The 24696-nt window shown below is 64.5% G+C and carries 21 protein-coding genes; 15 read left to right on the top strand and 6 right to left on the bottom strand.

Annotated features, from left to right (window positions below):
• Positions 1-253: 253 nt before the first annotated feature.
• The 7 genes from HZB53_02945 to HZB53_02915 all read left to right on the top strand — a co-directional run bounded on the left by HZB53_02945 (position 254) and on the right by HZB53_02915 (position 8066).
• Positions 254-1348 carry a glycosyltransferase family 4 protein gene (locus tag HZB53_02945; protein MBI5876582.1) on the top strand — a complete coding sequence of 365 codons (1095 nt, stop codon included), beginning with the start codon at positions 254-256 and terminating at the stop codon, positions 1346-1348.
• 326 nt (positions 1349-1674) lie between these two features.
• A complete protein-coding gene (locus tag HZB53_02940) occupies positions 1675-2832 on the top strand; it encodes a glycosyltransferase family 9 protein (GenBank protein ID MBI5876581.1) in 1158 nt (385 codons plus the stop codon).
• 11 nt (positions 2833-2843) lie between these two features.
• Complete coding sequence (locus HZB53_02935; GenBank protein ID MBI5876580.1) at positions 2844-3590, top strand: WecB/TagA/CpsF family glycosyltransferase; 747 nt, start codon at positions 2844-2846, stop codon at positions 3588-3590.
• Positions 3591-3642: 52 nt separating this feature from the next.
• Positions 3643-5145: a hypothetical protein gene (locus tag HZB53_02930; GenBank protein MBI5876579.1), complete on the top strand. Its 1503-nt coding sequence runs from the start codon at positions 3643-3645 to the stop codon at positions 5143-5145.
• Between the two features lie 160 nt (positions 5146-5305).
• On the top strand, positions 5306-6187 hold the full coding sequence (locus tag HZB53_02925) for a hypothetical protein (protein ID MBI5876578.1): 882 nt from the start codon (positions 5306-5308) through the stop codon (positions 6185-6187).
• A gap of 59 nt (positions 6188-6246) precedes the next feature.
• The gene (locus HZB53_02920) at positions 6247-7080 is read left to right on the top strand and encodes an LLM class flavin-dependent oxidoreductase (GenBank protein MBI5876577.1); all 834 of its coding nucleotides are present in this window, start codon (positions 6247-6249) and stop codon (positions 7078-7080) included.
• Positions 7081-7505: 425 nt separating this feature from the next.
• On the top strand, positions 7506-8066 hold the full coding sequence (locus HZB53_02915; GenBank protein ID MBI5876576.1) for a GNAT family N-acetyltransferase: 561 nt from the start codon (positions 7506-7508) through the stop codon (positions 8064-8066).
• A gap of 107 nt (positions 8067-8173) precedes the next feature.
• Here HZB53_02915 and HZB53_02910 read toward each other — a convergent pair whose 3' ends face one another.
• Positions 8174-8914, bottom strand: a complete 741-nt coding sequence (locus HZB53_02910; protein ID MBI5876575.1) for an anti-sigma factor — start codon at positions 8912-8914, stop codon at positions 8174-8176.
• 108 nt (positions 8915-9022) lie between these two features.
• The gene (locus HZB53_02905) at positions 9023-9553 is read right to left on the bottom strand and encodes a sigma-70 family RNA polymerase sigma factor (GenBank protein MBI5876574.1); all 531 of its coding nucleotides are present in this window, start codon (positions 9551-9553) and stop codon (positions 9023-9025) included.
• A gap of 131 nt (positions 9554-9684) precedes the next feature.
• Here HZB53_02905 and HZB53_02900 point away from each other — a divergent pair, with 131 nt between their 5' ends.
• The 4 genes from HZB53_02900 to HZB53_02885 all read left to right on the top strand — a co-directional run bounded on the left by HZB53_02900 (position 9685) and on the right by HZB53_02885 (position 14599).
• Positions 9685-10998 (top strand): cyclic nucleotide-binding domain-containing protein, encoded by a 1314-nt coding sequence (locus tag HZB53_02900; protein ID MBI5876573.1) that lies wholly within the window; start codon positions 9685-9687, stop codon positions 10996-10998.
• 93 nt (positions 10999-11091) lie between these two features.
• On the top strand, positions 11092-11838 hold the full coding sequence (locus HZB53_02895) for a c-type cytochrome (protein ID MBI5876572.1): 747 nt from the start codon (positions 11092-11094) through the stop codon (positions 11836-11838).
• A gap of 239 nt (positions 11839-12077) precedes the next feature.
• Positions 12078-12470, top strand: a complete 393-nt coding sequence (locus HZB53_02890) for a hypothetical protein (GenBank protein MBI5876571.1) — start codon at positions 12078-12080, stop codon at positions 12468-12470.
• Positions 12471-12625: 155 nt separating this feature from the next.
• Entirely contained in the window at positions 12626-14599 is a 1974-nt protein-coding gene (locus tag HZB53_02885) for a carbon starvation protein A (GenBank protein MBI5876570.1), read from the top strand.
• Between the two features lie 174 nt (positions 14600-14773).
• Here the strand turns inward: HZB53_02885 and HZB53_02880 are convergent, their stop codons facing one another.
• On the bottom strand, positions 14774-15445 hold the full coding sequence (locus tag HZB53_02880; GenBank protein MBI5876569.1) for a hypothetical protein: 672 nt from the start codon (positions 15443-15445) through the stop codon (positions 14774-14776).
• A 125-nt stretch (positions 15446-15570) separates the two neighbouring features.
• On the opposite strand from HZB53_02880, the gene HZB53_02875 reads away from it, so the two are divergent.
• The 4 genes from HZB53_02875 to HZB53_02860 all read left to right on the top strand — a co-directional run bounded on the left by HZB53_02875 (position 15571) and on the right by HZB53_02860 (position 18247).
• Positions 15571-15873, top strand: a complete 303-nt coding sequence (locus tag HZB53_02875) for a hypothetical protein (protein ID MBI5876568.1) — start codon at positions 15571-15573, stop codon at positions 15871-15873.
• A gap of 27 nt (positions 15874-15900) precedes the next feature.
• Complete coding sequence (locus HZB53_02870; GenBank protein ID MBI5876567.1) at positions 15901-16182, top strand: hypothetical protein; 282 nt, start codon at positions 15901-15903, stop codon at positions 16180-16182.
• A 62-nt stretch (positions 16183-16244) separates the two neighbouring features.
• Positions 16245-17222, top strand: coding sequence for a TRC40/GET3/ArsA family transport-energizing ATPase (locus tag HZB53_02865; GenBank protein ID MBI5876566.1), 978 nt, complete (start codon positions 16245-16247; stop codon positions 17220-17222).
• A gap of 44 nt (positions 17223-17266) precedes the next feature.
• Positions 17267-18247: a TRC40/GET3/ArsA family transport-energizing ATPase gene (locus tag HZB53_02860; protein ID MBI5876565.1), complete on the top strand. Its 981-nt coding sequence runs from the start codon at positions 17267-17269 to the stop codon at positions 18245-18247.
• A gap of 88 nt (positions 18248-18335) precedes the next feature.
• Here the strand turns inward: HZB53_02860 and HZB53_02855 are convergent, their stop codons facing one another.
• The 3 genes from HZB53_02855 to HZB53_02845 all read right to left on the bottom strand — a co-directional run bounded on the left by HZB53_02855 (position 18336) and on the right by HZB53_02845 (position 24066).
• Positions 18336-19352, bottom strand: coding sequence for an NAD(P)-dependent glycerol-3-phosphate dehydrogenase (locus tag HZB53_02855; protein ID MBI5876564.1), 1017 nt, complete (start codon positions 19350-19352; stop codon positions 18336-18338).
• A 14-nt stretch (positions 19353-19366) separates the two neighbouring features.
• Positions 19367-20029: a glycerol-3-phosphate acyltransferase gene (locus HZB53_02850; protein ID MBI5876563.1), complete on the bottom strand. Its 663-nt coding sequence runs from the start codon at positions 20027-20029 to the stop codon at positions 19367-19369.
• Positions 20030-20499: 470 nt separating this feature from the next.
• Positions 20500-24066 carry a DNA polymerase III subunit alpha gene (locus tag HZB53_02845; GenBank protein MBI5876562.1) on the bottom strand — a complete coding sequence of 1189 codons (3567 nt, stop codon included), beginning with the start codon at positions 24064-24066 and terminating at the stop codon, positions 20500-20502.
• Positions 24067-24696: the final 630 nt, after the last annotated feature.

Genomic DNA, 24696 nt, shown 5'->3' with positions numbered 1-24696 from the left:
TCTATTGTGATGCGCTGTGTGCCAGACACGGATTGCAGAACCATCCGGCAACGCACTGCCCTGCACGCAGGGGCGTCGGCTGAGCCTGTCGAAGCCGCCGGCTGCCCGCTTCGGTGCGATCGAGCCGTATGGACGAGCGGTCCGATAATTCTGAAACCGCTAACGTGAGCCACCTGCGCAAGCGTTGACGGGTGCTCCCGATTCGCCGCGTATTGCGCGTTTGACCTGACGTTGTGTTAGAATCCGCTTGCACATGCTGATCGGCATTGACGCCAGCCGCGCGGCGCGAGCGCAGCGCACCGGCACCGAGAACTACGCTTTGCAGGTCATCCGGCGCATGACGGCGGACGACGGCGTGCACCGCTGGCGGCTGTACTTGCAGGCGCCGCCGCCGCCCGGCCTGTTTCCGGCGCGCGCGGAAACGCGCGTGATCGGCGTGCCGCGCCTCTGGACGCACATCGGGCTTGGCTGGGAGACGTGGCGGCGGCCGCCTGACGCGCTGTTTGTGCCGGCGCATGTGCTGCCGATCGCGCACCCGCGCTGCACGGTCGTGACGATTCACGACCTCGGCCACCGGTACTTTCCGGAGGCGCATACGCCCGCCCAGCGCGCATATCTCGAATGGAGTACGCGGCGCGCGGTGCGGCACGCCACGCGGCTGATCGCCGTATCGGCGGCCACGCGCGACGACTTGGTGCGGCTGTACGGCGCCGACGCACAGCGCATCCGCGTGGTGCATCACGGCGTGGATGCGCCGTCGGATGCCGCGCCTACTGCGCCGCTGCCGCGCTTCGATCCGCCGCTGGCGCCGCGCTGGCTGGTCGCGGTCGGCACGGTCCAGCCGCGCAAGAACTACGCGCGCCTGATCGAGGCGTTTGCGGCGTTCAGCCGCCCGCGCGAGGAACTGTCGCTCGTGATCATCGGGCGGCCGGGCTGGAACGCGGAGCCGATCATCGCGCAGGCGCGCGCGGCGGGCGTAATCGTGACCGGGCACATCCCGGACGACGCGCGCGATGCGCTGGTGCGCGGCGCGGCGGCCTACGTGCTGCCGAGCCTGTACGAGGGCTTCGGCATGCCGATCCTGGAAGCGCAGGCGCTTGGCGTGCCGGTCGTGACGAGCAGCACCTCGTCGTGCCCGGAAGCGGCCGGCGACGGCGCCCTGCTGGTCGACCCGCTCGACGTACGCGCCATCGCGGCAGCGATGCACCGCGTGCTGGACGACGACACGCTGCGCCAGTCGCTGATCGCGCGCGGGCGCGCCAACGCGGCTCGTTTCACATGGGAGCGCTGCGCCGCCGCGACGCTGAGCGTGCTGGAAGAGGCGGCCACAGCGACTATCCGCGAATAACGCGAATCGACGCGAATGGAAAACAGCTCGCGCCGCGGCGTTGCGGGCTACAAACACCTCACCGCATTGGTCATGTTGAGCGCGAAGGCAACACTACGGACGACATGCACGTTGCACGCGCGAAACATCTGAGCGGCAGGCTTGAGATCCTTCGCGCGCGGTACACACCACAGGCCGAGCGCCACTCGTCCGCGCTTCACCCTGTGCCCGCCGCGATGCGGCGGACGGCGGCTCGGCCGCCGTGCACAGGGCATGGACGACAGGCTCTCATTAGCGCAGATTCGCATTGTTCGCGGGTCGATTCTTAGGCGGCCAGGAATATTTGGATGAGTCAACCACAACACATCCTCGTGATTAAACTGTCGGACATTGGCGATGTGCTGACGGCGACGCCGGCGCTGCGCGCCCTGCGGCAGACGTTCAGCGGCGCGCGCATCGACATCCTCGTGCCGCCCGGCTCGGCGGGCATCCTGTCGGGATCGACGCTCATCGACGAGGTGATCGTCTTCGACAAGTTCGTCTACGACGAGATCGGCGACGCGCTGGGCCCGGGCGCTGTGGCGTCGGCGCTGTCGTTCTTCCGGCAGTTGCGCACGCGCAGGTACGACACGCTGGTGTTGCTGCACCATCTCTCCACGCGCTGGGGCGCGCTCAAGTGGCAACTGCTGGCCGGCGCGGTCGGCGCGCCGGTGCGCGCGGGGCTGGACAACGGGCGGGGCGGCTTCCTGACACACCGCGTGCCCGATGCGGGCTTCGGCGCGAAGCACGAAGTCGAGCACGGCCTCGCCGTCGTCGAGGCGATCGGCGCAAAGACCACCGACCGCCTGCTCGATCTGCCGATCAGTTCGCGCGACCAGACGGCCGCCGAGCACCTGATCTCGCACCAGTTCTTTCCGGCCGTGCGCCCGGCAATGCTTAACCCGCAGCAGACCACCGACCCGCGCCTGCTCGCCCTGCGCCCGATCCCCGACCGCATCGTGGCCGTTCACCCGGGCAGCGGCAGTTACTCGCCCGCGCGCCGCTGGCCGCTGGAACGCTGGGAACAACTGGGACAGGCGCTCATTACGCGCGGCGCGCATGTGTTGATCGTCGGCACGTCCGGCGACGGCGGGCGCGAACTGGGGCAGCGACTGCCCGCCGCAACCGACCTGACCGGCAAGACGACGCTGCTGCAGTTGGCGTCGGTGCTGCAGAACTGCGACCTGTTCGTCGGCGCGGATTCCGGCGTCATGCACGTCGCCTGCGCGGCCGGCGCGCGCGTGGTCGCGCTGTTCGGCACGACGAACCCCAAGGCGTGGGGGCCGTGGACCGCGCCGGGCCACAGTGTCGTGGTGGCCTCGGAGACGCCCGGCTGCCCGTGCGCGTACATCGGCTTCCGCCTCCCGTCGAAAGCGGATGAGCAGGCGGCGTGCATGGAGGGCATCGGCGTCGAGCGCGTGCTCGAAGCGATCAACGGGCTGATCGGCGCCAGCATGCCGCGTTAGGCGGCCGCGCCATGGACCCGCCGGCTCTGCCCCATCCGCGCGCGCTTACCTTCCTCGGCGTGCGCGTGCACGATATAACGTTTGCGGAAACGCTCGCCTGGATGGACGCGGCGATCGCCGCCGGCGTGCCGCACCAGATCTGCACGGTCAACCCCGAGTTCCTCATGCTGGCGCAGCGCGATTACACGTTCCGCGCCGTGCTCGATCATAGCGACCTGAACGTCCCCGATGGCGGCTTCCTCCTGTGGGCCGCGTGGCGGCGCGGCGATAGGTTGCGCGAGCGCGTGACCGGCTCGGACGGACTGCCGCTGTTCGCCGCCCTGGCCGCCCGCAAAGGATACCGGCTGTTCTTCCTCGGCGCCGCGGAGGGCATCGCCCGGCGCGCCGCCGATATCCTGGCGGCCCGTAACCCCGGACTTCAAATCGCCGGCTGTTATGCCGGATCGCCCGCGCTGGACGACGAGGATGCTATCATCGCGCGCGTGCAAGCCACCCGGCCCGATGCGCTGTTCGTCGCCTTCGGCGCGCCCCAACAAGACCTCTGGATTGCGCGCAACGCCGCGCGGCTCGGCGTGCCGGTAATGATGGGTATCGGTGGGGCATTCGACTTCATCGCCGGAGCGGTACCGCGCGCCCCGCAGTGGATGCGCCGCGCCGGGCTGGAGTGGCTGTTCCGGCTGATCCGGCAGCCGTGGCGCTGGCGGCGGCAACTAGCGATCTGGCAGTTCGCATGGCTGACTCTGCAAGGCAGAGTATAATCTAGTTGCTAGTCGCTAGCCGCTAGTCGCTAGCTGCTAGTCGCTACCTACCATGAAGAACTCTCGCTGGTTGCTCATTATCTCGATAGCCCTGATCATGATCGGGCTCGTCTGGTTCGTCCTTGGCCTTCCACAGGCAAAGTCAACGGTGGACTGGCTGTGGGCAACCAGTGGAGACGTGCGCGTCCAATTAGAGGGGGCTTTAGGTAGTCTTTCCACATTTGTTAATAACCTGTGGAAAAGTGCTGGAGCGCTTCCACTTTCGCTCCGAATCGCGCTGGTTGGGCTGATTCTCCTGTCAATCTTCGCACTTCAGCAGTACGCGCGCCAGATTGGCAAGTCACTATTCGACATATTACCGTCGCCGATTAGCCGCCCGCTCCAGTTTGTGCAGAAGCTGGCGGACGGCATCGTCTTCCTGCTCCGCAACCGGCTGGCGGCGACCGCATTCCTGATCCTGACGCTGCTGATGATCATCTACTTCGCGATGGCGATCATCGGCACCATGAGCGGGTCGTTCAGCGCGTTCGGTTTCGGCGCGCCGACGCCCACCCCAACACTCGTGCCATCCACCGCGACGGCGACACCGCTACCGCAGATGCCGCACGAGTTGTGGGATGGCAAGTACGCGGAGGAGAACCGGCTCGGCACGCCCCCGGTCGAGATATCCATCCGGCAGGCGATCGCCGCGCGCGACTCGGCGCTGACGAACTTCCGCCGCTGGCTCAAGGGCGAGGTCAACTGGTCGTCGGCCGAACTGCGACTTAAGATGAACGATGCCGACGCGGCGCGCACCTACTTCTTCCAGAACGTCGGCGCGTACCCGGAGGCCGTCTGGCCGCTGCGCGTGCGCGAAGTGCGCACACAGCTCGACGAGCAGGCGCAGTACCTGCGCTCGCTGCTCGATGTGATGGTGCGTGCCGAGGCAAAAGACTGGAACGGCGCGCTGTCGGCGGCCGGGGAGCTCGACAAGCTGGCGAATTTCAACATCAGCGCGGATGTGCAGCAGGCGATCGACCGCAGCAAGCGCACCCCGACGGCATCGCCGACCATTGCCGTGATCATCATCCTCCCCTCGCTGACCGCATCTGCGACGCCGACCCGCACGCCGACGCCAACCACGACACCGACTCCGCTGCCAACCCGCACGCCGACGCGCACCCCCACCCCGCTGCCAACGCGCACCCCGACGCCCGACGTGGCGGCGAACATGGTGGCTAGCGCCAAGAACGCGGTCTCGAACCGCGACTGGCCGGTGGCAACCTATATTGTCGGCGAGCTCGACCGCACCCTCTCGGCCAGCGACCCGCGCCGCGCCGACCTGACCGCGTGGCTGGTGTCGCAGGCCGACGACCCGACGCTCTACCAGGACCCGCCCGGTGACCCGGCCTACCGGCCCTCCGCGCCGAACGTCTGCACGCGCGAGCGCATCGTCGACTTGGCGCTCACCCTGGACAAGGACAACGCCAAGGGACTGCGCATCCGCGGCTACGTGGCGGCCTGGATCGACTACTACAGCACGCAGTACGGGCGGGAGTTGAACTGCTACCAGTAAAGAAACTCCCAAAGCCCAAGTTCCAAATCCCAAAGCGCGTGGTCGGAGCACCATGCAGCAATGCCTTGCTGGGTTAGAACAAAATGACTGCAATCCAGCGTATAATAACCTCGCCGCGCCACAGGCGCGCCGATCCCCACGACCGAAGGAGAGCCGACCCATGACCCAACCGCTGAACCGACAGGCGCTGGGCGCCTATGTGCACGAACTGGAACAGAAGGAACGCGCCGAGCTCGGCCCCAAAGGCATCGCCGCGATCCTCGCGCGCGGCCGCCAGTGGAAGCTCGGCGACACGCTCAAGCAGGGCGGCTCGATCATCTTCCCGCACGCCGGCCTGAAACCGTGCGGCCACCAGATCGCCGCCACCGCGCAAGCTTGCCTCGACTCGGGCGCGCCGGCCGTGCTGGTCGTCGGCGTGCTGCACGCGCTGAGCGACGACCTGCAGGAGGCGCGCGTGCGCGTCGCCAACGGCGCGGACGTGACGAAGGAGAAGTACTGGGGCTTCCAGGGCCCCGGGCTGCCCGGTCACGACAACTGGAAGGCCGAGTACTCGCTCGACGATTTCCTGTTCCTGCTCGATGAGGAGTGCAACGTGCGCGGCGTCAAATCGCCCGAGGTATTCGTGCGCTACCCGTATCTCGTCGGCGGCCGGCCGATGATCTTTCCCGGCATGGACGAGCTGCAGAAGATCGTCAAGGACGGCGCGGTGGTCGTCTCCACCGCCGACCCGTTCCATCACGGCATCGGCTACAACGACCCGCCGGGCAAGGCGCTATACCCGGAGCAGGGCGGGCTCGACCTCGCGCGTAAGACGATCCAGGAGGGGCTGGACATCCTGGGCATGGGCGATTACTGGGGCTACAACCAGCACTGCGTGACGGCCAAGAGTGACGCGCGCGATTGCGGCCAGACCGTGCGCTATTTGCTCGGCCCGCTGCAAGGGCGCGTGCTTGACCTCACATACTCCGACACGACGGAGATGTATGGCACGCCGCCGCCCACGTGGGTCGCCGGCGCGCTGATCGAGCAGAAGAAGGTTTGACGATGTTGACGAATGGAAGTTGTAGAAGGTTGCCATGAGCGCCCCATAAGGAGCACTTGATGAAATATGGCTTCGTCCTGCCATACGGTGACGCCCGTACTGTTGCCGAGCTTGCTCACGAGGCGGAATCGGCAGGATGGGATGGCTTTTTTGTCTGGGAACCCGTTTGGGGAATTGATGCCTGGGTATCGCTAGCTGCCGCCGCCATGCGAACAGAACACATTCGCCTCGGCACGATGCTCACACCCGTCTCACGAATGCGACCGTGGAAACTTGCCAGCGAGACAGCGACACTCGACAATCTTTCGAATGGACGCATTATCCTTTCAGTAGGACTGGGGTATGTGCCAAGTGGGTTTGAGGCATTTGGCGAAGTAACCGACCGCAAGATTCGCGCAGAACTGCTCGATGAAGGGTTAGATATCCTGACAGGTTTGTGGCGCGGACAGCCATTCAACCATGAGGGCAAGCATTACAGAGTCAAGGATATCGACCATCATCCCCCGCCCCCACCCGTGCAGCAGCCGCGCATTCCTATCTGGTTAGTGGGTGCATGGCCGCGGATGAAATCAATGCGGCGCGTGTTGCGCTATGATGGATTGTTGCCCACCGTGATAGGAGAGAATGGTCAGGAGCGACCAGCAACCATTGAGGACATTCAGGAAATGAAAGCGTTTGTCGACGTCAATCGCGCCGACACTACTCCCTTCGACATCATCATTGAAGGTCAAACGCCGGGTGATGACCATGCGATGGGAGCATCGATTGTTCGCCCCTGGGCAGAAGTCGGTGCGACATGGTGGATCGAAGGGATGTGGGATGCGCTCTACCAACCCGATAAGCGGAGCGCCATTCGCGGACGTATTCAGCAGGGACCACCGCGCCTGGAGTAGCGCGAAGAGAAACAGGCATGAGCGCAGAACGGATGGACGCCGACCACGCCACCTACGCGGCTTTCTGGCGAAGTTGTTTGGCATAGTGGGAAGGCGGCTTCATTTTGCGCGTGGCTTCGGGCGTGGTCGGTGCGTTGCGGCGTCTATCGGCCAGTGCGGCTTGCGCCAGCCCGAAGGGCTGGTGGACGCGACTGCACAGGTCTACGAGCCCGGCATCGCGATTGGCGACAAAGCATATTGGGCGCGCGTCGACGCGCGCGATTGCGGGTAGACGGTGCGCTACCTGCTCGGCCCGCTCGCGGGCCGCATCCTCGACATCACATACTCTGATACGATGGAGATGTACGGCACGCCGCCGCCCACGTGGGTCGCTGGCGCGCTGATCGAGCAGCGGCGGGTCGCCGCGTAAGGAACGACGGGACATCATGCTCAAGGGCGAAAAAGTCATCCTGCGCGCGCTGGAACGCGAAGACCTCGCGCGCGTGTGGGCTTACAACAACGACACCGAGGTGGAACTGGCCGGCGGCGGCGACCCGCCGATGCCGCAATCGCTGGCGCGGCTCGAATCCGAGTTTGAGGATGGAGCGCGGCGCGGCGGCCGCGACGGCTCGAACTTTGCCATCGAGGCCGATGGCCGCATCATCGGCCAGTGCGGCCTGCGCCAGCCCGACGGACTGGTGGACACGACCGCGCAGGTCTACGAGCTTGGCATCGCCATCGGCGACAAAGTGTACTGGGGACGCGGCTATGGGCGCGACGCCGTGCGCGTGCTGCTCGACTACGCGTTCCGCCTGCGCAACGCGCACAAGGTCTGGCTGAAAGTGAATGCGACCAACGAGCGCGGGTTGCGCGCCTACCGCGCGTGCGGTTTCATCGAGGAAGGCCGTCTGCGCCAGCACGTCTGGGGCGACGGCCGGCATATCGATCTGGTGCTGATGGGCATCCTGCGGACGGAGTGGAGCGGCAGCCGCGCAGGTGTGCAGTAGCCGCCGGCGCGGAAAAAATTTCAACACAAAGACACCAAGACACAAAGTTTTCAGTAACAATCTCCTTTGTGCCTTGGTGTCTTTGTGTTTAGTTTGTGCACGCCGCGTCAGCGACCGGGCGGTATGAACGACCCGCCGATGACCTTCGCGGAGGTCGGCCCCGGGCTGCCGCCCTTCGGCTCGACCGTCACGCCCACATCGCTGTAGCTGGCGAACGCCACCGTGCCCTGCAGGCGCACGCGCGCACTACCCTGCGCATCGACCGTGAAGGTGCCGCCGCTGTCGCGCTGGCCGCTGCGAATCAGCCAGACCTGATACACCTGCTCGGCGGGCAAGACGTTCAACTGGCTGACGACCAGATAGCCGACGGTCGCCTGCGGGTCGGCCAGTACCTGCCCGGTGGAACTCGGCGCGCGATCGGTGCCCTTGATGCTCGCTTTCACTGCTTCGGTGGAGCGCTGCAGGCGGGCCACCTCGATCGCGTCAGTATCGGCGGGCGGCGCCGTGAAGCGCCAGATGCCCAGCCCGGCCAGCAATACGAATACAACCGCGGCCACGGCCATGCCCGGCGAAAAACCGGCTGGCAGCCGGAACAACGATGCCCAAGCGAAACGCCTTGACTGTGCGGGAGCCACGCGTGCACGCAAGGCAGACGCCAGCCGCGCGGGCGGTTCGCGCTGCGGAACACCTTCAGACAATCCCAATGCCACATAGCCGTAATCGGACAGGATTGAACCACAGGTCGGGCAGCCGGCGCAATGCTCCTTTACTTCCTGCGCCTCAACCTCCGAAACGGCATCCAGCGCCGTCAGAGGAATAAGCTCGAGAATCTCGTCGTGAGTTAACATATGCACTACCTTCCTTGCCATTAGATAATACGTCCCAGCCGGTCAAAAAGATTATCAGCTTTCTAAATCTACTGAAACCGTTTGGACGTATTAACTGGCAAGGGCCGTCTATTTGAGCAAGCCCTGCAGCTTGCGCAAGCCGAGCAGGATGCGGCTTTTGACGGTGCCCAACGGCAACTTGAGCCGCTCGGCGATTTCCTGGTGCGTGTATCCTTGATAATAGGCCATTTCTATCGCCTGCCGTTGTTCTGTGGGCAGCTTCTGCAGATGGCCGAATAGCTCGTGCTGGTCGTCGTTGCGAATTGTGCCGGGAGCCGGCAGCATCTCCGCCAGTTCCAGTGGGTGGCTTTCCTGGCCGCGGCGGCGCTGGCGGCGCAGATGGTCGATCGCCAGATTGCGGGCGATCTGCGTGAGCCATGATTTGGCGGTGCCGCGCTTCAGGTCGAACATCCTGGCCTTCTGCCAGACCGTCATGAACACGTCCTGGGTCACTTCCTCGGCGTGCTGCGGATCTTGCAGGACGTACATGGCGACCGAGTAGACGATGCGGCCGTACTGCTCGTACAGCATCAGCAGCGCGTCGGCATCGCCGCCCACCACGCGCTGCATCAGTTGGACTTCAGTCGGAGCCGGGTTCACGCCGTAGATTTTACTATATTATCCGGGGCGCTCCAATGCGCCCGGCGATTCATTGCTCGGCAACGTTGCGGCTGGAGGGGCTGTGTCTCAGGCAGCCCGCTCGCCGGCCGTGGGCCGAATCTCGTGAGGCTATGAAAGACCTGCTCATCAAACAAGCTCCGATCCTGGCATCGCTGCCGGCTGAGGAACTGGCCGCACTCGAAGCGGCCAGCCAGAAGCGCCAGTTCGCCGCCGGCGCACTGTTGTTCAAGGAAGGCGAGCGCGGCGATTCGTTCTTTGTCATACTGTCCGGTCGCGCTGAAACGGTCAAAGCGCTCGGCACCGAAGACGAGCGCGTGCTGGGCGCCAGCGAAGCCGGCGATTTTGTCGGCGAGATGAGCCTGCTGCAGGCGGACCGCAAGCGCACCGCCAGCGTGCGCGCCGTGACGGCGCTTGAGGCGCAGGACGTGCCGCTCGACACGTTCGCCGCGCTGCTGAAGCGCTACCCGCAGGTGGACTACGAGCTCGTGCGCACGCTCAGCCGGCGGCTCGACGAATCGAACAACGCGGCGATGCGCGACCTGCACCAGAAGAACCGCGCCCTGGCCGTCAGCCTGGGCAAACTGCGCTCGTCGCGCCTGATGATCATGCTCCTGTCGATCGCGCTGCTGCTCGCGGTCAGCGCCATCGCCGCGTCGCTCGCGTATTTCCTGTTGAGCGCGCGCACCGCGCTCGATACACCGTCAGACTTGGTGCTGATGATGGCCGACACCGGCCGGCAGTTCATCATCCCGGGCGATGTCGCCGCGCGCGCCAACCCGCTGCCATCCAACGCTGACACGCTGGCGGCCGGCCGCCGCGCGTTCACCGCGCGCTGCGTGCTCTGCCACGGCGGGGACGGCAAGGGCCAGACGCCAATCGGCATGCACATCTACCCGCGCGCGTCGGACCTGACATCGGCCAGGGCGCAGGCGCGCAGCGACGGCACGCTGTTCTGGATCACCGAGAACGGCTCGCCGCATACCGGTATGCCGGGCTGGAAGGGCACGCTGAAGGACAACGAGATCTGGCAGGTCATCGCTTATCTGCGCGTGCTGCCGAAGGGCGAGAGCGAGATCACCAAGTTGCTGCCGACGCCCACCGCGGTCCCGCAGCCGACGGCCGCGCCGGTTGCGCAGCCGACCGTTGCGCCGACGGCGATTCCAGCGCCGAGCGTGGTCACGGTGACCATTGACAACTATGAATTCATCCCGGCGACCATCACCGTGCCGGTTGGCACTCGGGTCGTCTGGCTCAACAAGGACATTGAAGACCACACCATCACGTCGGAGGACAAGCCGCTCCTGCTCGATTCGCCGCTCATTATCCAGGGTAAGACGTTCAGTTTCGTGTTCACGCAGCGCGGCACGTTCAAATACATGTGCACGCCGCACGACGAAATGCATGGCGTCGTCGTGGTCCAGTAGCTTTATTCCGCTGCCGTGCGGTATGCAAGCGGCCGCCGCGCGGCAGATGTGCAGACCATCCCATCTATCTCACACACGCTAGAGGAGGAAGACTTGAGCACCAAGAATCTGTTGCGAATTGTCGGCATTGCCCTGCTGGGACTTAGCTTGTGGCTGGCATCGGCGCCCACCGGTGTGGCGCAGGCCAATCCGTCGCTTGACGCCGCAGCTGGCAAAGCGGCGTGGGACGCCAAGGGCTGCAAGAGTTGCCACGGCGCGAACGCGGAAGGCAAGGTCGCGCGCGCGCTGGCGGCCTACGAGAAGACAGCGGACGACATCATCAAACAGGTGCGGACGCCGCGCAATCAAATGCCCGCGTTCAGCACGACGCAGGTCACCGACCAGCAATTGAAGGACATGTTCGACTACTTCAAGTCGCTGCCGGCCGTGCAGTTCACCTTCACGCCGTACCAGCCGAAGGCGGGCGAGGACCCGGGCAAGACGCTGTTCAACCAGAAGCGCTGCTCGGCCTGTCACGGCGAGAACGCCGAGCGCATCGCGACGCTTGTCACCGGCCAGGGTCGCAAGACGATCAGCGAAGCCGAAGTCCTGAAGCAGGTGCGGACGCCGCGCGCCAACATGCCGACCTTCCGCGCCGAGTGGGTCACCGACGCCGACGTCTCGACGATCGCGAAGTTCCTGAAGGTCGAAGTGGAGAAGGCCGCCGCCCCGGCCACGCTGCCGAAGTCCGGCTCGGATTCGCCGGTCGTGCCGGATGCGTCGCCGGCGCTGGTCGCGCTGATTGGCGGACTGGCCGCGCTGGGCGCGTCGTTTGTGATGCGCCGCCGCACCAACATCTAAATACGGGCTGTCGAGTGGCGCTCAGGCCGCGAGCAGCACTCAACAGACAACCGGCCGGAGCCCGCTGTGTACACAGCGGGCTCCGGCCTTTTTTGTCCGCGCGCCTTGCATAGCGCGAAAAGCCGATCCGAACGCACGCCGGTCGCGTCCCGCCGTCCGGCTCGAGGCTCGAAATTCGCTTGACTTTCAGCGGATACCAGTGCTAGAATCCAAGCACCTGAAGGTCAGAAAAGGAAGGAATGAAGCCGCCGCTCCCTATCGAAGTGGTTGCCTACGCCCCTACCGGTTACTACCACTGTACGCACTGCGAGATCGTGTTCAAAGAGCAGGGTATCGGCGAACGCATCCATGCCGAGCAGTTGCAATCGGCTATGCCCGCCGATCTGATGCGAGAGTACGCGCTCGTGTCGCAGTGGATCACGCATTTGGTTGAGCGTTTCGGCGCGCAGATTGCCATCACCGTAATCGACGCCGCCTCCATCGAAGGGGTCTGGAAATCGCTGCGCTGGGGTCTGCGCCGTTACCCATCGATCATCGTCGGCGTGCGCGAGATCTTCGCCTTCCGGGATGCGCCGGCCGCGGAAGCCGCCATCGCCCGGCGTATCGCCGAGCGGGAACCCGTCGGGCCGTAGCCGTTCATCCGGCCATATGGCAAGGAGGTGATCGCCGCCCCACTTAACATGCCCTGAAATCCTGCGCACGTGCATAGTCGAGTCAACTGCTCCATCGCTGAGTTGTCGAAGCCCAACTAACTTGCATGCCGGCCCGAACCCGGAGGAGACAGACTATGAATACGCTGTATGTCGTCGTGATCGGCATTCTGACGATCTACCTGGCGTACAACTTCTACGCCAAGCGCATCGATCGCGATGTGATACAGGCTGATGCCAAGCGCGCGACGCCCGCCAAGATGTACAATGATGGCGTCGATTTTATGCCCACCAGCAAGAACGTCCTCTACGGCTATCATTTCAAGTCCGTAGCGGCGGCCGGGCCGATTGTCGGCGTCATCACCGCCGCGCTGCTGTGGGGCTGGCTGCCTGCCATTCTGTGGCTGGCGCTCGGCGTGACGTTTATCGGCTGGGTGAGCGACTATAGCGCCATCATGCTCTCCGTGCGCAACGATGGCAATTCCCTCTCGGCGATCGCCCACAAGCTGATTGCGCCGCGCACCCGCCAGATCCTCTTCGTGTTCATCTTCTTCTATCTGCTGCTGGTCGCCGGCGCGTTCGTCGGCATCATGGCCGCGACGATCAACGCCAACCCAACGACCGGGCTGGCGGTGCTTGGCCTGATGGTCTTCGGCCTGCTGACCGGGCAGATGCTCTACCGGATGAAGATGGACCTGATCATGGTCACGGTGATCGCCGTGGGCTTGACGCTGGTGGTCATCCTGGCCGGTCCATTTGGAAATGTCTATAACCCGCCGGCCAATGCGGCGGCGGCTCCCGCACTGAAGGATGCCGGCCCGGTCTGGGGCGCCATGGCGGGCTTCAACAAGGCCGTCAACGAGGCCGTGACCGGCCCGTATGGCCCGTTGACCGACTGGCAGGGCAAGGCGATTCCAAACGCGACGGGCCCCAAGGAATTGTTGAAGTTCTACGATCCGACCCCGAACGCCATCACGGGCGCAGCGGGCGGCTCGGGCATCGCCGTGCAGGCGACGGCGTTCATTACTCCCAGCCTCCTGTTCTGGGTATTGTTCGTGTTCCTGTTCTCGTATCTCGGCGCGATCCTGCCGATCTGGCGCTACACCCAGCCGGTCAACTACATCGGCTTCTGGGTGACAGCGCTGGCCATCGTCGGGTCGTGGCTGGGCGCGGCGTTATCCGGTTTGGGCAATCTGCTGAACATCGGCGCGCTCAGTCCCCAGGTCTCGGCGTTCACCCTGGGCGCGTTCACGAGCTTCGATCCGGGTCAGGGCGGCATGATCCAGCCGTTGTGGCCGATGCTGTTCGTGACGATCGCGTGCGGCGCGATCTCCGGCTGGCACGCGCTGATCGGATCGGTCGGCACCTCGCGCCAACTGGAGTATGAGACCGACGCGCTGCCGGTGGGCGGCGGCGGCATGTTGAGCGAGAACGCGCTGGCGTTGGTATCGCTGATGGCGGTGTCGGTGGCGGGCACAGGCGCCGGCGGCGCGCGTTTCGCGCAAGGCATCGGTAAGTTCCTGAGCGTCTTTGGCCTCGACTCGGCCTTCGGGCAGGCGATCGGATTCGCCACCTTCGTGATTATCGTACTGACGGTCGTGCAACTGCTCTTCCGCGTCATGCGCGTGACGCTGGCCGAGTGGCTGGGCGATGCCGCGCCCGTCTTGCGCAACGTGCACGTGGCCACGGTCATCAGCATGCTCTGCACGCTCTTGCTGGTCCTCAGCGGTACCTGGGTCTATCTGTGGCAGTTGTTCGGCGCGTCGAACCAGTTGATGGCGGCGCTGAGTCTGCTGATCGTCACGATCTGGCTGGTTTCGACCAAGCGCAATGCGGCGTTTGCGGGCATTCCGATGGTCTTCATGTATGTGACGACCATGGCCTCGACGCTGGTCACTGCCTACAACATGTGGAGCACCGTGTTGTTCCCCAAAGGGCAACTGCAGACGGACGGCTTCGCGCTGTTCGGCGGGGTCATCATGGTGGGCGTGGCGGCGCTGTTGTTCGTCTGCGCCGCGATCATTGCCTGGGACGGCTGGAAAGCGTATCAGAATCTGAAGCGCGGCGCCTCGGCAGCACCGGCGCGGGCATCGAGCACCGCCGGGCGCTAGCACGGCGACGGACGAAAAATCGGCTCACCCGGAGAAACGGGTGAGCCGATTTCGTTGTTCGCGCGCGACATACGGCGCATAGTATTTCAACACAAAGTCGCAAAGGCACAAAGAAAACATTCGGTTGTGCTTGGTGTCTTTGCGCCTTTGTGTTGGATTTGGTTGAAAGCCGTTTCAGGCGCCGGCCTGTTGGCCGATCTGCCGCACCAGGCCGACGAGGTCGTCGGCGGAGACGGCCGCGAGCTTCGGCAGCGTGCTGTGCCACTGGAACTGGTACGTCGCCGAGCGGCGCACCGACAGGCGCGCCAGCCCCGGCACGAGTTGGGTCGAGCGCGCGAACCAGGCGCGCAGTTGGTCGGGGCCGCTATCCCCGTGGGCCACGGTCACGTACGACGGCGGTGTGGCCGCGCTTTCGCCTGCGGCGATCGCCACCGGCGACCAGGCCTGCAGGTCGACCTCGCCCAACCCCTCGCGCCCGGTCCAGAGCGCGGGGTTGATCGCCTCGACTTCGACCGTCGGCGGCCGGCGCAGGTTGCCGCGGAAGATCAGCGTGTCGCGCCGGCCGTGCATGTGGCCGTAGACCCACAGCAGCGGCACGTCGCGCGGTTCCATCGCCACAAGGATCTCGATGTCGCGGAACGGCTCTTTGGCCTGAGCGATCGTCAGCTTCACGATGCTGGTGCCGAGCCACTGCATCGTGGTGCGGCTGCCGAGCGCCGGCAATGCGCCGCGCAGCCAGCGCAGCGCGTCGTTGCCGCGTTTGAGGTTCCACACGGAACCCGCCGCGAAGCAGGCCACCCAACTCAAGGCGATGGCACCCAGCGCGAAAGTCAACCAGTCCGGCATGACGCCTCCGATCCGTTCCGACGTTGGCGGGATTGTAGCACAGGCGCGCGCCGTCCGTCAACGCGCATTTTCGTTGACACCTCTGCCAGCGGCATGTATAATGGGGCCACGGAGGGTGGAACCGCATGAGAGACGCGCTGCATACGGTCGCGCGAGCGACGAACGAGCGGCTGGCGCAAGTCCGCGAGTTCCTGTACGGGCTGATCGGCTATGAATTCGCGCACACCGCGCTCGAGGAGCGCGGCGCGCTCGAGACGTTGTTCATGCTGATCACGCTGGGCGACCTGATCGGCGTGCCGATCCTGCCGCCGTATTACGCGCTGCGCATCCTGCCCTATGCGGTGCCCAATATCGCCGGGTGGAAACGGCGCGTGCTGCGCGAACGCATGCCCACCGACGCCGAGGAATTTGACCTGCACGTGGTCTGAGCCAACTAAGATCCGAGGAGGATCGTCATGCCTGAGTCCAACGAATCCGAGCCCAAGCGCGGCGGCTTTTTGCAGAGCCTGCGCGAGGTCATGTACGGCATGGCCTCGCACGACATGAGCCGCGCCGCGCTGCGCACGCGCGCGAGCATGGAGCACCTGTTCATCCTCATCACCATGGGCGACCTGATCGGCGTGCCGATCCTGCCGCCGTATTACTCGCTGCGGCTGCTGCCGTATGTCGTGCCGCAGATTGCCACCTGGAAGCGGCGCATGTTGCGCGAAAAAGACCTGTCCGACGCCATGTTCTAAAGCCGTGTCAGCGCCCGGCCGTCCGCCGCGTTGGCGATGAACGGCCGGCTACCGGAGTCTCTATGGCCCTCAAAGACGTCTTCGAGCAGAACCCCGACCGGCGCTATATTATGTTCGGCGGCAAGGGCGGGTTGGGCAAGACCACGTTCTCCGCGGCGACGGCGTACTGGCTCGCCAAGCGCGGCTTCAAAGTGCTCGTCTTCTCCGTCGACCCTCAGGCTTCCCTGTCAGACATCTTCCAGAAGGACATCTTCGGCAAAGGCCCCGTGCCCATCATGGAGAATCTATGGGCGCAGGAGATCGACGCCGACCAGCACATCAAGGAATACCAGGGCGAGATCCGCAAGAAGATCCTGGACATGTACGGCTTTGACCAGGTGCCCGAGGAGATCGAGAACTACATCCAGGCCGCGTCCGCCGAGCCGGCCATGGAGGAATCGGCGATCTTCGACGCGGTGGTGGATATCGTCGTCAAGGGCGACTACGATTACTATATCTACGACCTCGTCCCGCTCGGCCACGCGCTCTACTACTTGAGCATGGCGAAGGTGTACGACGAGTGGATCAACAAGATTACCAAGCTGCGCGAAGAGATGCGCGAGTACGAGGAGATGGTCTCGCGCGTCAAACGCCAGAAAGTCACCGAGCAGGACCAGATCCTGAACGAGCTGACGTACATCAAGGAGCGGATCAACGCCTCGTCGCGTATTCTGACCGACAAGCTCAAGACCGCGTTCTTCTTCGTGCTCGTGCCCGAGGAATTGATCATCCTGGACACCCAAAAAGCCGCCGAGTTGTTCGCGAAATTCGATGTCCCGCTCTCCGGCTATGTGGTCAACCGCATGCTGCCGGAGGGGTTGGCCGAGCAGAACATCCCCGACTACCTGAAGCACCGTATCACGATGCAGCAGAAGTACCTGGTCGATATCCGCGAGAAGTTCGGCAATGACGTGCGGGGCTATGTGCCGGAGATGGAGCGCGACGTCACCGGCCTGGCGATGATCGAGAAACTGGCGCGCATCATGTACGGCGATTTCTGACGGCCAGCGGGGCCGGCGGCATGCGCCCCGCGAACGGAGTGACTATGCCCGGCATTGAAAAATCGATGTCCCAGTATGTAACCGAGCATCCCAGCCTGAAGTTTGTGTTTTTTGGCGGCAAAGGGGGCGTGGGCAAAACCGTCATGGCCGCCGTCACGGCCTACTGGTTTGCCCAACAGGGCCGCCGCACGATGCTCGCGTCGACCAACCCCGTGCACTCGCTGTCGGGCCTGCTCGCGCAGAACGTCTTCGGCAAGCCGACCGCCGTCGAGGGGCAAGCGAACCTGTGGGCGTACGAGATCGACACCAAAGAGACGATCGAGCGCTCGAAGGTGGAAATTCGCAACAAGATCCAGTGGTTCCTGAAATTCGCCGATATCAGCACCAAGGCCGATGAGTTCGTCGAGTCGGCGACGATGAACCCCGCGTTCGAGGAGTCTGCCATGTTCGAGAATATGGTGGACCTGATGTTCAATAACGAATACGACGTGTACGTGTTCGACACCGCGCCGACGGCCAACGCGCGCCGCCTGCTCGGTATGAGCAAGGTATACGCCATGTGGGTCAACAAGATGTTGAAGTCACGCGAAGAGGCGCGCTCGTTGCGCGAACTGCTGTCGTTTACGAAGAAGAAGGAAGCCGACCCGCTGATGGATTACCTGCTGTCGTTCCGCGACCGCATGAGTCATGCCCGCGAACTGCTGACCGACAACAAGCAAACGGCGTTCTTCTTCGTGACGCTGCCCGAAGCGCTGCCGATCGCGGTCATCACGCGCTTCATCAACTGGTTCCACGAGTTCGGCATCCCGGTCGGCGGCGTGATCGTGAACATGCTGATTGACAAGGCGTCGCTCAACCCGAATTCCGCCGCATTCGTGCAAAACCGCGTGGCGATGCAGGAAGAGCACATGCAGACCGTCTGGCAGAAGTTTGACGGTCAGGTGCGCGCCATCGTCCCGCTGTATGACACCGAAGTGCGCGGCATACAGGCGATCAACAAGATGGCAGCGGCTGTGTTCTCGTAGACGGTCTGCCGGCGGTGCAAACGCGCGCGCCCCTTCAAGCACTGAATGCTTGAAGGGGCGCGATCTGTTTGGACGTCGCGAATACCCGCTAACCGATCCCCCAGAACTCCGTCTTCGCGCCGCGTCCCATCAGATCGCCGATAGCCTGCCGGGGCGACTTGTCCGCGAACAACACGGCGTGCACCTGCTCGACCAGCGGCATTTCGATGCCGTGCGCCGCGGCCAGCGCGCGCGCCGCCCGCGCCGTCGTCACGCCCTCGGCAACCATGTGCGTGCCGGACTGGATCTCGGCCAGCTTCTCGCCGCGCGCCAGCCGCTCGCCGAGCGTGTGGTTGCGGCTGTGCGGGCTGTGGCAGGTGCACATCAGGTCGCCGATGCCGGCCAGCCCCGCGAAGGTGAGCGGGTTGGCGCCCAGCGCCGCGCCGAGCCGCGTCATTTCGGCCAGCGCCCGCGTGAGCAGAGTCGCCTTGGCGTTCTCGCCGACGTTGAGCGCATCGGCAGCGCCGGCCGCGATGGCGTAGACGTTCTTCAGCGCGCCCGCCAGTTCCACGCCGGTCACGTCGTTGTGCGTGTAAATGCGGAAGAGCGGGGAGTTCAAGCGTTGCTGCACCTCACGCGCCGCGTTCTCGTCCGGCGAGGCAGCCACAGTCGACGCCGGCAGGCCGGCGGCGATTTCGCGCGCCAGGTTCGGGCCGGACAGCGCGACGAAATGCGCCGGGTCGATGTGGGGCAGTTCCGCACGCAGGATTTCGCTCATGCGCTGGAGCGTGCCGAGCTCGATGCCCTTGGCGGCGCTGACGATTATCTGATCGGAGCCCAGATACGGGCGCGCCTGGCGGATATTATCGCGGAAGGTCTGCGAGGGCACGACCGCCAGGCAGATGCGCGCGCCGCGCACCGCCTCGGCCAGGTCGTGCGTCACGTGCACGGTGAGCGGGAAGGCAATGCCCGGCAAGAAGTCGAGGTTCTCGCGGCGCGTGTTCAGCGCATCGGACTCGTCGCGCGAGCGCGCCCACAGGCTGACGTTCTGCCCGGCGCGCGCAAACACGATCGCGAGTGTCGTGCCCCACGAGCCGGTACCAATAATACAAACGTGTTCCTGCATAGGGTTGGGGCGCGTTACTTCGGCTGGGCCGAGTCGCCGAATTTGCGCTCTTTGCCCTGCCGGAGCCGCTCGATGTTGGGAGCGTGCACCACGATCAACAGCATGGCGCTCGCCAGCACATAGACGAACAGGCTGCCCGGCAGCAATCCGAAGTAGACCAGCGCACCGAAGTAGAACGGCGCGAGCCCGGCAGCCACCAGCGAGCCGATCGACGCGATGCGCGTCAGGCGCACCAGCAGTGCGGGGAATGGCGCGTAGATGAGCAGCGGGATCGGCGCCAGGACGAGCATCGTGCCGCTCAGCGTCATCACCCCCGCGCCGCCGCGGCCGCGTAGATAGATCGACCAGTTGTTGCCCAGCAGCGCGGCAAAGCCGGCGACCAGCGGCGCAATCTCGCCGAGCGTGGCGCCCAGCAGCGGGTCGCTGCGCCCGCCGAAAAGCAGGCGCGCCAGCAGGACGGACAGCGCGCCCTTCGCGATGTCGCCGGCAATGGTGGCGATGAACGGCCAGCGCCCGGCGGCGCGGTATACGTTGGTGCCGCCCGTACGGCCACTGCCGACCGTGCGCACGTCCTGGCCGGTCGCGATCCGCACGGCGATGTAGCCCGACGGGATGGCCCCCAGCAGATAGCCGGCCAGCGCGCTGACGATGAGCGGAAGCAAACTGTCGATGGTCATAGCAAGCCTGTGCGGGCGGCATAGCCGGCGCCACCCCGGTTGCAGCGAAGGCGCGCGCTGCGATTCTGTCGGTCTGAATTAACTCCCAGCGTCGCTATGCGGCCAGCAGACGGCGGATATTGCCGTGATGCACCGCCACAATCATCACCGTATACCGCAAAAGTGTCGAGATCGCACGGCCAGCCAGACCGTCATTCCGGCAGGTTGTTGGCCGGAATCCACTCAAAAAGGTGACGCTGATTATAGCGACGGTGGATGCCGGCTAACTACATGCCGGCATGACGATCGATTGAGTCCCGACAGTTTGTCGGTATACCCATCATCACAGACACGGCCAAACTGAGCACAAGCTGCTCGACCAGCGCCATGCCCATCGCGTAGAGAATCAACGCGACCGGGATGGCGAGGATCAGGGTAGAGATCGATGCCAGCGACGCCGCATAAAATGAAACCCCTCTGCCGCCTGCAAGTTACGCACTGACTTCAAACGATTTGACGCTGACAGTACCGGCGCCCAGCAGTTGCACCAGCTTCTGCTGCAGCTGCACCGAGTGTTTGGTCGTCACGTTCGGGAAGTCGAGCAGTACCGTCCCGGACTGGCTGGCCGTGGACAGGCTGAAGCGATCGTCGCCCGGCGTGGCGATCAGCAGGTCATACGCCTGGCGCACCTTGTCGATATCCTGCGCGTGGTCTCCGCTGCGCGGAATCGTCACGAACAGGTGATAGTGCACGATGCGCTTCTGCCTGGCGTGCCCGTTGCCGTTCGCGACCAGTACCGGCGCGGCGGCCAGTTCCGCGGTCACCTCTGCGACCTGCGCGGCCGCCTCCGGCGCGCTCGGTTCCTGTGGCAGCAGGTCGGCCGACTCGGCCAACAGCTTCATCTTGCCGTCGCGCTCCTCCACCTTGGCGCGCAGCACCAGAGCGGTGTCCGGTTGCCAGAGCTCTTTCGTTTTGGCGTACAGCCGGGGGAAGACCGTCACCTCGATCGAACCCTGCAAATCCTCCAGTTGCACGAACGCCATCAGATCGCCCTTCTTGGTGGTGATCGTGCGCGCCGAGGCGACCAACCCGGCGATGATGATCATCTGCCCGTTGAGTGTCATGTCGATCTGGCCGACGGTGGCCGTGGCGTTGCGCTCCACGTACGGCATGATCCGCTTGAGTGGGTGCTCGGACACGTAGACGCCGAGCAACTCCTTCTCCCAGTTCAGCACATCCTTGAGCGGCAGCGGCGGCACATCGGGCAGCGTGCCGAACGAAAGCGACGAGTTTGCCAGTTGCCCGCCGAACAGGTCGAGCTGCCCGATCGACTCGGCGTGATGCTTGCGCTGCGACGACTCGACCATGCGGTCGACCACGCCCAGCATCTGCTCGCGCCGCGCGAAGGCATCGAACACGCCGGCCTTGACCAGGCATTCCAGCGCGCGCTTGTTCACCTGCCGCAGATCGACCCGCTCACCGAAGTCGCCGATCGACCTGAACGGGCCGTTCGCGCGCCGCTCGTTCACGATCAGGTTCACAACGCCGTCGCCCACGTTCTTGACCGCGCCCAGCGCGAAGCGGATGCCCGACGGCTTGCCGTCCATGAATACGATGCCGAAGTCCAACTCGGACTCGTTCAGGCTCGGCGGCTGCACATCGATCTTCAGGCGCGCACACTCGGCGATATACGCGACGATCTTTTCGGTGTCGCCGCGCACCACGCTCAGCAGGGCGGTCATGTACTCGACCGGGTCATGCGCCTTCAGCCACGCCGTCTGGCACGTCACCAGCGCATAGTCCGCGCTGTGCGCCTTGTTGAAGCCGTAGTTGGCGAAATACTCGATGTCGGCCCAAATCTGCTCGGCGATTTCCGCCGGGATCTGGCGGGTCTGCTGCGCGCCGCTCACGAACCCGGCGCGGTGCTTCTTGAGCTCTTCTTCCTTCTTCTTGCCAACGGCACGGCGCACGAGATCGGCATCGCCCGCCGAGTAGCCGGCGAGGTCGCGCATGATCTGGATGACCTGTTCCTGATAGATCAGCGCGCCGTAGGTGTCGCACATGATCGGTTCCAGGTCGGGGTGACGGTAGGTGATCGGCGCCAGGCCGTGCTTGCGCGCGATGAACGAGTCGATGAACTGCATCGGGCCGGGGCGGTAGAGCGCAATCGTCGCCGACACGTCCTCGAAGGTCGTCGGCTTCAGGCCGGTCAGCACTTTGCGCATGCCGGCGCTTTCCACCTGGAATACGCCTTCGACGTTGCCGGAGGAGAGCAGGCTGAAGATCGCCGGGTCGTCGAGCGGCACCTGGCTGATATCGACGCGCACGCCGCGCGTCTGCTCGATCAGGTCCACGGCGCGGCGCATGATGGTCAGCGTCGCCAGGCCGAGGAAGTCCATCTTGAGCAGGCCCAGATCTTCCAGATCGTTCATCTGGAACTGGGTCACCATGCCAAGCCCTTCGTCGCTGCTCTGCTTGGTCGGCCGGTGCAAAGGCACGTACTCGACGATCGGCTTGTCGGTGATCACGACGCCGGCCGCGTGCGTCGAGGCGTGGCGCGAGATGCCTTCGAGGCTCAACGCCTTGTCAATCAGCGCTTTGACCGTCTCGTCGTTCTGATACAGCGCGGCCAACTCGCCTTCCTGCAACTGCTCGGCCAGGTGGATCTTGGGCCCGGACGGCACCAGGCGCGCGATGCGGTCGGCTTCGCTCAACTCGACGCCGGTGGCACGCGCCACGTCGCGGATCGCCGCCTTGGCGCCCAGCGTCCCGAACGTGATGATCTGCGCGACGCGATCGGAGCCGTACTTGCGCACTGCGTACTCGATCATCTCGCTGCGCCGGTCATCGGGGAAGTCCATGTCGATGTCGGGCATCGTCACACGCCCGGGGTTCAGGAAGCGCTCGAAGATCAGGTTGTGGCGCACCGGATCGAGCGCGGTGATGCCCAGGCAGTACGCGACCATGCTGCCGGCCGCCGAGCCGCGGATGTTGTACCAGATATCGCTTTCCTGCGCGTGGCGCACGAGGTCCCACACGATCAGGAAATACTTGTCGAACTGCATCTGGTGGATGACGCGCAGTTCCATTTCCAGACGCTCGCGCAGTTCGGGCGACGGATTGGGGAAGCGGCGGGCGAAGCCGGCCTCGGCGATATGCCGCAGGTAGCTCTCGATCGTGAAGCCGTCGGGCACGCTGAACTCGGGCAGATGATAGTCTTTGTTGTCGAGCTTCAGGTTGCAGCGCTCGGCGATGGCCATTGTGTTGCTCAGCGCGTCCGGCACGCCGCTGAACAGCGCCGCCATCTCGTCCGGCGTGCGCACGTAGTAATCCTGCCCTTCCATGCGCATGCGCTTCGTGTCGCTCATGAGCGCGCCGGTCTGGATCGCCAGCAGCAGTTCCTGCGTCGCGGCATCCGCGCGCTTGATGTAGTGCACGTCGTTGGTGGCGACGAGCGGGACATCGAGCTCGCGGCCGATCTGGATCAACTCCTGGTTGATCTCCTGTATGGCCGGGATGCCTTCGCGGTGCTGGAGTTCCAGGTAGTAGCGGCCCGGCCCGAAGACCTCTTTATGCCAGGCGGCCAGCTTGCGCGACTCGCTCGCCTGCCCGGCCTCGATGGAGCGAATCACCTCGCCGGACATGCAGGCCGACAGCGCGATCAGCCCTTCGGCATGCTCGGCCAGGTAGGCGTGGTCCACGCGCGGCTTGTAGTAGAAGCCCTCCAACTGCGCCGCGCTGGCGATCTTGAGCAGGTTGCGCCAGCCGGTCTCGTTTTCAGCCAGCACGACGAGGTGATGCGACTTCTTGTCGGCCTCGGGGTCGCGGTCGTGCATGTCGCGCCGCGCGATGTACAGCTCGCAGCCGACGATCGGCTTGATGCCGGCATCCTGGGCCGTCTTGTAGAACTCGAACGCGCCAAACATCACGCCATGGTCGGTCAGCGCCACGGCGGGCATGCCCAGCGCTTTGACGTGCCTGGCGAGCGGCTTGAGACGGCACAAGCCGTCCAGCAGCGAGTATTCTGAATGACAATGCAGGTGGACGAAATCTGTCATACGCAATCGGCAACCCGGCAAAACAAAATAACACGGCCTAACGACTAGAAGTAATTGTTTACCACGTCTGCGGACGGGTACTCATTGCATGTCTGGCCAAGACAACCACGCGATAGCCGCATGCACGATGTTTCTGGCACGGTCCGTATTGGACTCTCAATTAAGAGCTTACCTGCAGTGCTTCGCCCCCTCATCCCCTGGCCCCTTCTCCCCCGCAACGCGGGGGAGAAGGGGGAATCGTTCTTGGGGATTGGCGTGGCGGCGCAGCCGCCGCGCACCTCCCCTTTGTTTTTTGCCCCTCCCCGCGAAGCGGGGAGGGGTCGGGGGTGGGGTTGATGTATGTGAGCGAGTCTGCCTGTGGCGTCATCCGAGGCGGTTGAGCGGGTCAACCAATCGATCAACGCCCATGCTGAGTACTGCTGTTACGCACTCATGACAACTACCCAGTAAACAAGTACGATTAGAAGACGAACGTGTCGGTAGGGGGTATACTCGACATTATAGCACAATCGCGAAGGGCGATTTGCGGCCAGCAATTCTCATTTTGGAATCGGCTGCCAATATGCCCCCTCATCCCCTGCCCCTTCTCTCCCGCGCGCGCGGGGGAGAAGGGGAAAAGCTAACGGGGAG

This window comes from Chloroflexota bacterium (genome assembly GCA_016235055.1).
Taxonomy (GTDB): Bacteria; Chloroflexota; Anaerolineae; order JACRMK01; family JACRMK01; genus JACRMK01.
Note: the sequence above shows the minus strand (reverse complement) of the source record. Positions and strands in the feature narration are given on the sequence as shown.

What these genes read in the sequence shown, in the direction of transcription:
- HZB53_02855 (MBI5876564.1), bottom strand. Translation starts at nt 19,352, where the DNA reads ATGCAGGAACACGTTTGTATTATTGGTACCGGCTCGTGGGGCACGACA.
- HZB53_02925 (MBI5876578.1), top strand. Translation starts at nt 5,306, where the DNA reads ATGACCCAACCGCTGAACCGACAGGCGCTGGGCGCCTATGTGCACGAA.
- HZB53_02915 (MBI5876576.1), top strand. Translation starts at nt 7,506, where the DNA reads ATGCTCAAGGGCGAAAAAGTCATCCTGCGCGCGCTGGAACGCGAAGAC.
- HZB53_02940 (MBI5876581.1), top strand. Translation starts at nt 1,675, where the DNA reads ATGAGTCAACCACAACACATCCTCGTGATTAAACTGTCGGACATTGGC.
- HZB53_02930 (MBI5876579.1), top strand. Translation starts at nt 3,643, where the DNA reads ATGAAGAACTCTCGCTGGTTGCTCATTATCTCGATAGCCCTGATCATG.
- HZB53_02920 (MBI5876577.1), top strand. Translation starts at nt 6,247, where the DNA reads ATGAAATATGGCTTCGTCCTGCCATACGGTGACGCCCGTACTGTTGCC.
- HZB53_02875 (MBI5876568.1), top strand. Translation starts at nt 15,571, where the DNA reads ATGAGAGACGCGCTGCATACGGTCGCGCGAGCGACGAACGAGCGGCTG.
- HZB53_02900 (MBI5876573.1), top strand. Translation starts at nt 9,685, where the DNA reads ATGAAAGACCTGCTCATCAAACAAGCTCCGATCCTGGCATCGCTGCCG.
- HZB53_02910 (MBI5876575.1), bottom strand. Translation starts at nt 8,914, where the DNA reads ATGTTAACTCACGACGAGATTCTCGAGCTTATTCCTCTGACGGCGCTG.
- HZB53_02850 (MBI5876563.1), bottom strand. Translation starts at nt 20,029, where the DNA reads ATGACCATCGACAGTTTGCTTCCGCTCATCGTCAGCGCGCTGGCCGGC.
- HZB53_02885 (MBI5876570.1), top strand. Translation starts at nt 12,626, where the DNA reads ATGAATACGCTGTATGTCGTCGTGATCGGCATTCTGACGATCTACCTG.
- HZB53_02870 (MBI5876567.1), top strand. Translation starts at nt 15,901, where the DNA reads ATGCCTGAGTCCAACGAATCCGAGCCCAAGCGCGGCGGCTTTTTGCAG.
- HZB53_02890 (MBI5876571.1), top strand. Translation starts at nt 12,078, where the DNA reads ATGAAGCCGCCGCTCCCTATCGAAGTGGTTGCCTACGCCCCTACCGGT.
- HZB53_02865 (MBI5876566.1), top strand. Translation starts at nt 16,245, where the DNA reads ATGGCCCTCAAAGACGTCTTCGAGCAGAACCCCGACCGGCGCTATATT.
- HZB53_02880 (MBI5876569.1), bottom strand. Translation starts at nt 15,445, where the DNA reads ATGCCGGACTGGTTGACTTTCGCGCTGGGTGCCATCGCCTTGAGTTGG.
- HZB53_02935 (MBI5876580.1), top strand. Translation starts at nt 2,844, where the DNA reads ATGGACCCGCCGGCTCTGCCCCATCCGCGCGCGCTTACCTTCCTCGGC.
- HZB53_02945 (MBI5876582.1), top strand. Translation starts at nt 254, where the DNA reads ATGCTGATCGGCATTGACGCCAGCCGCGCGGCGCGAGCGCAGCGCACC.
- HZB53_02860 (MBI5876565.1), top strand. Translation starts at nt 17,267, where the DNA reads ATGCCCGGCATTGAAAAATCGATGTCCCAGTATGTAACCGAGCATCCC.
- HZB53_02845 (MBI5876562.1), bottom strand. Translation starts at nt 24,066, where the DNA reads ATGACAGATTTCGTCCACCTGCATTGTCATTCAGAATACTCGCTGCTG.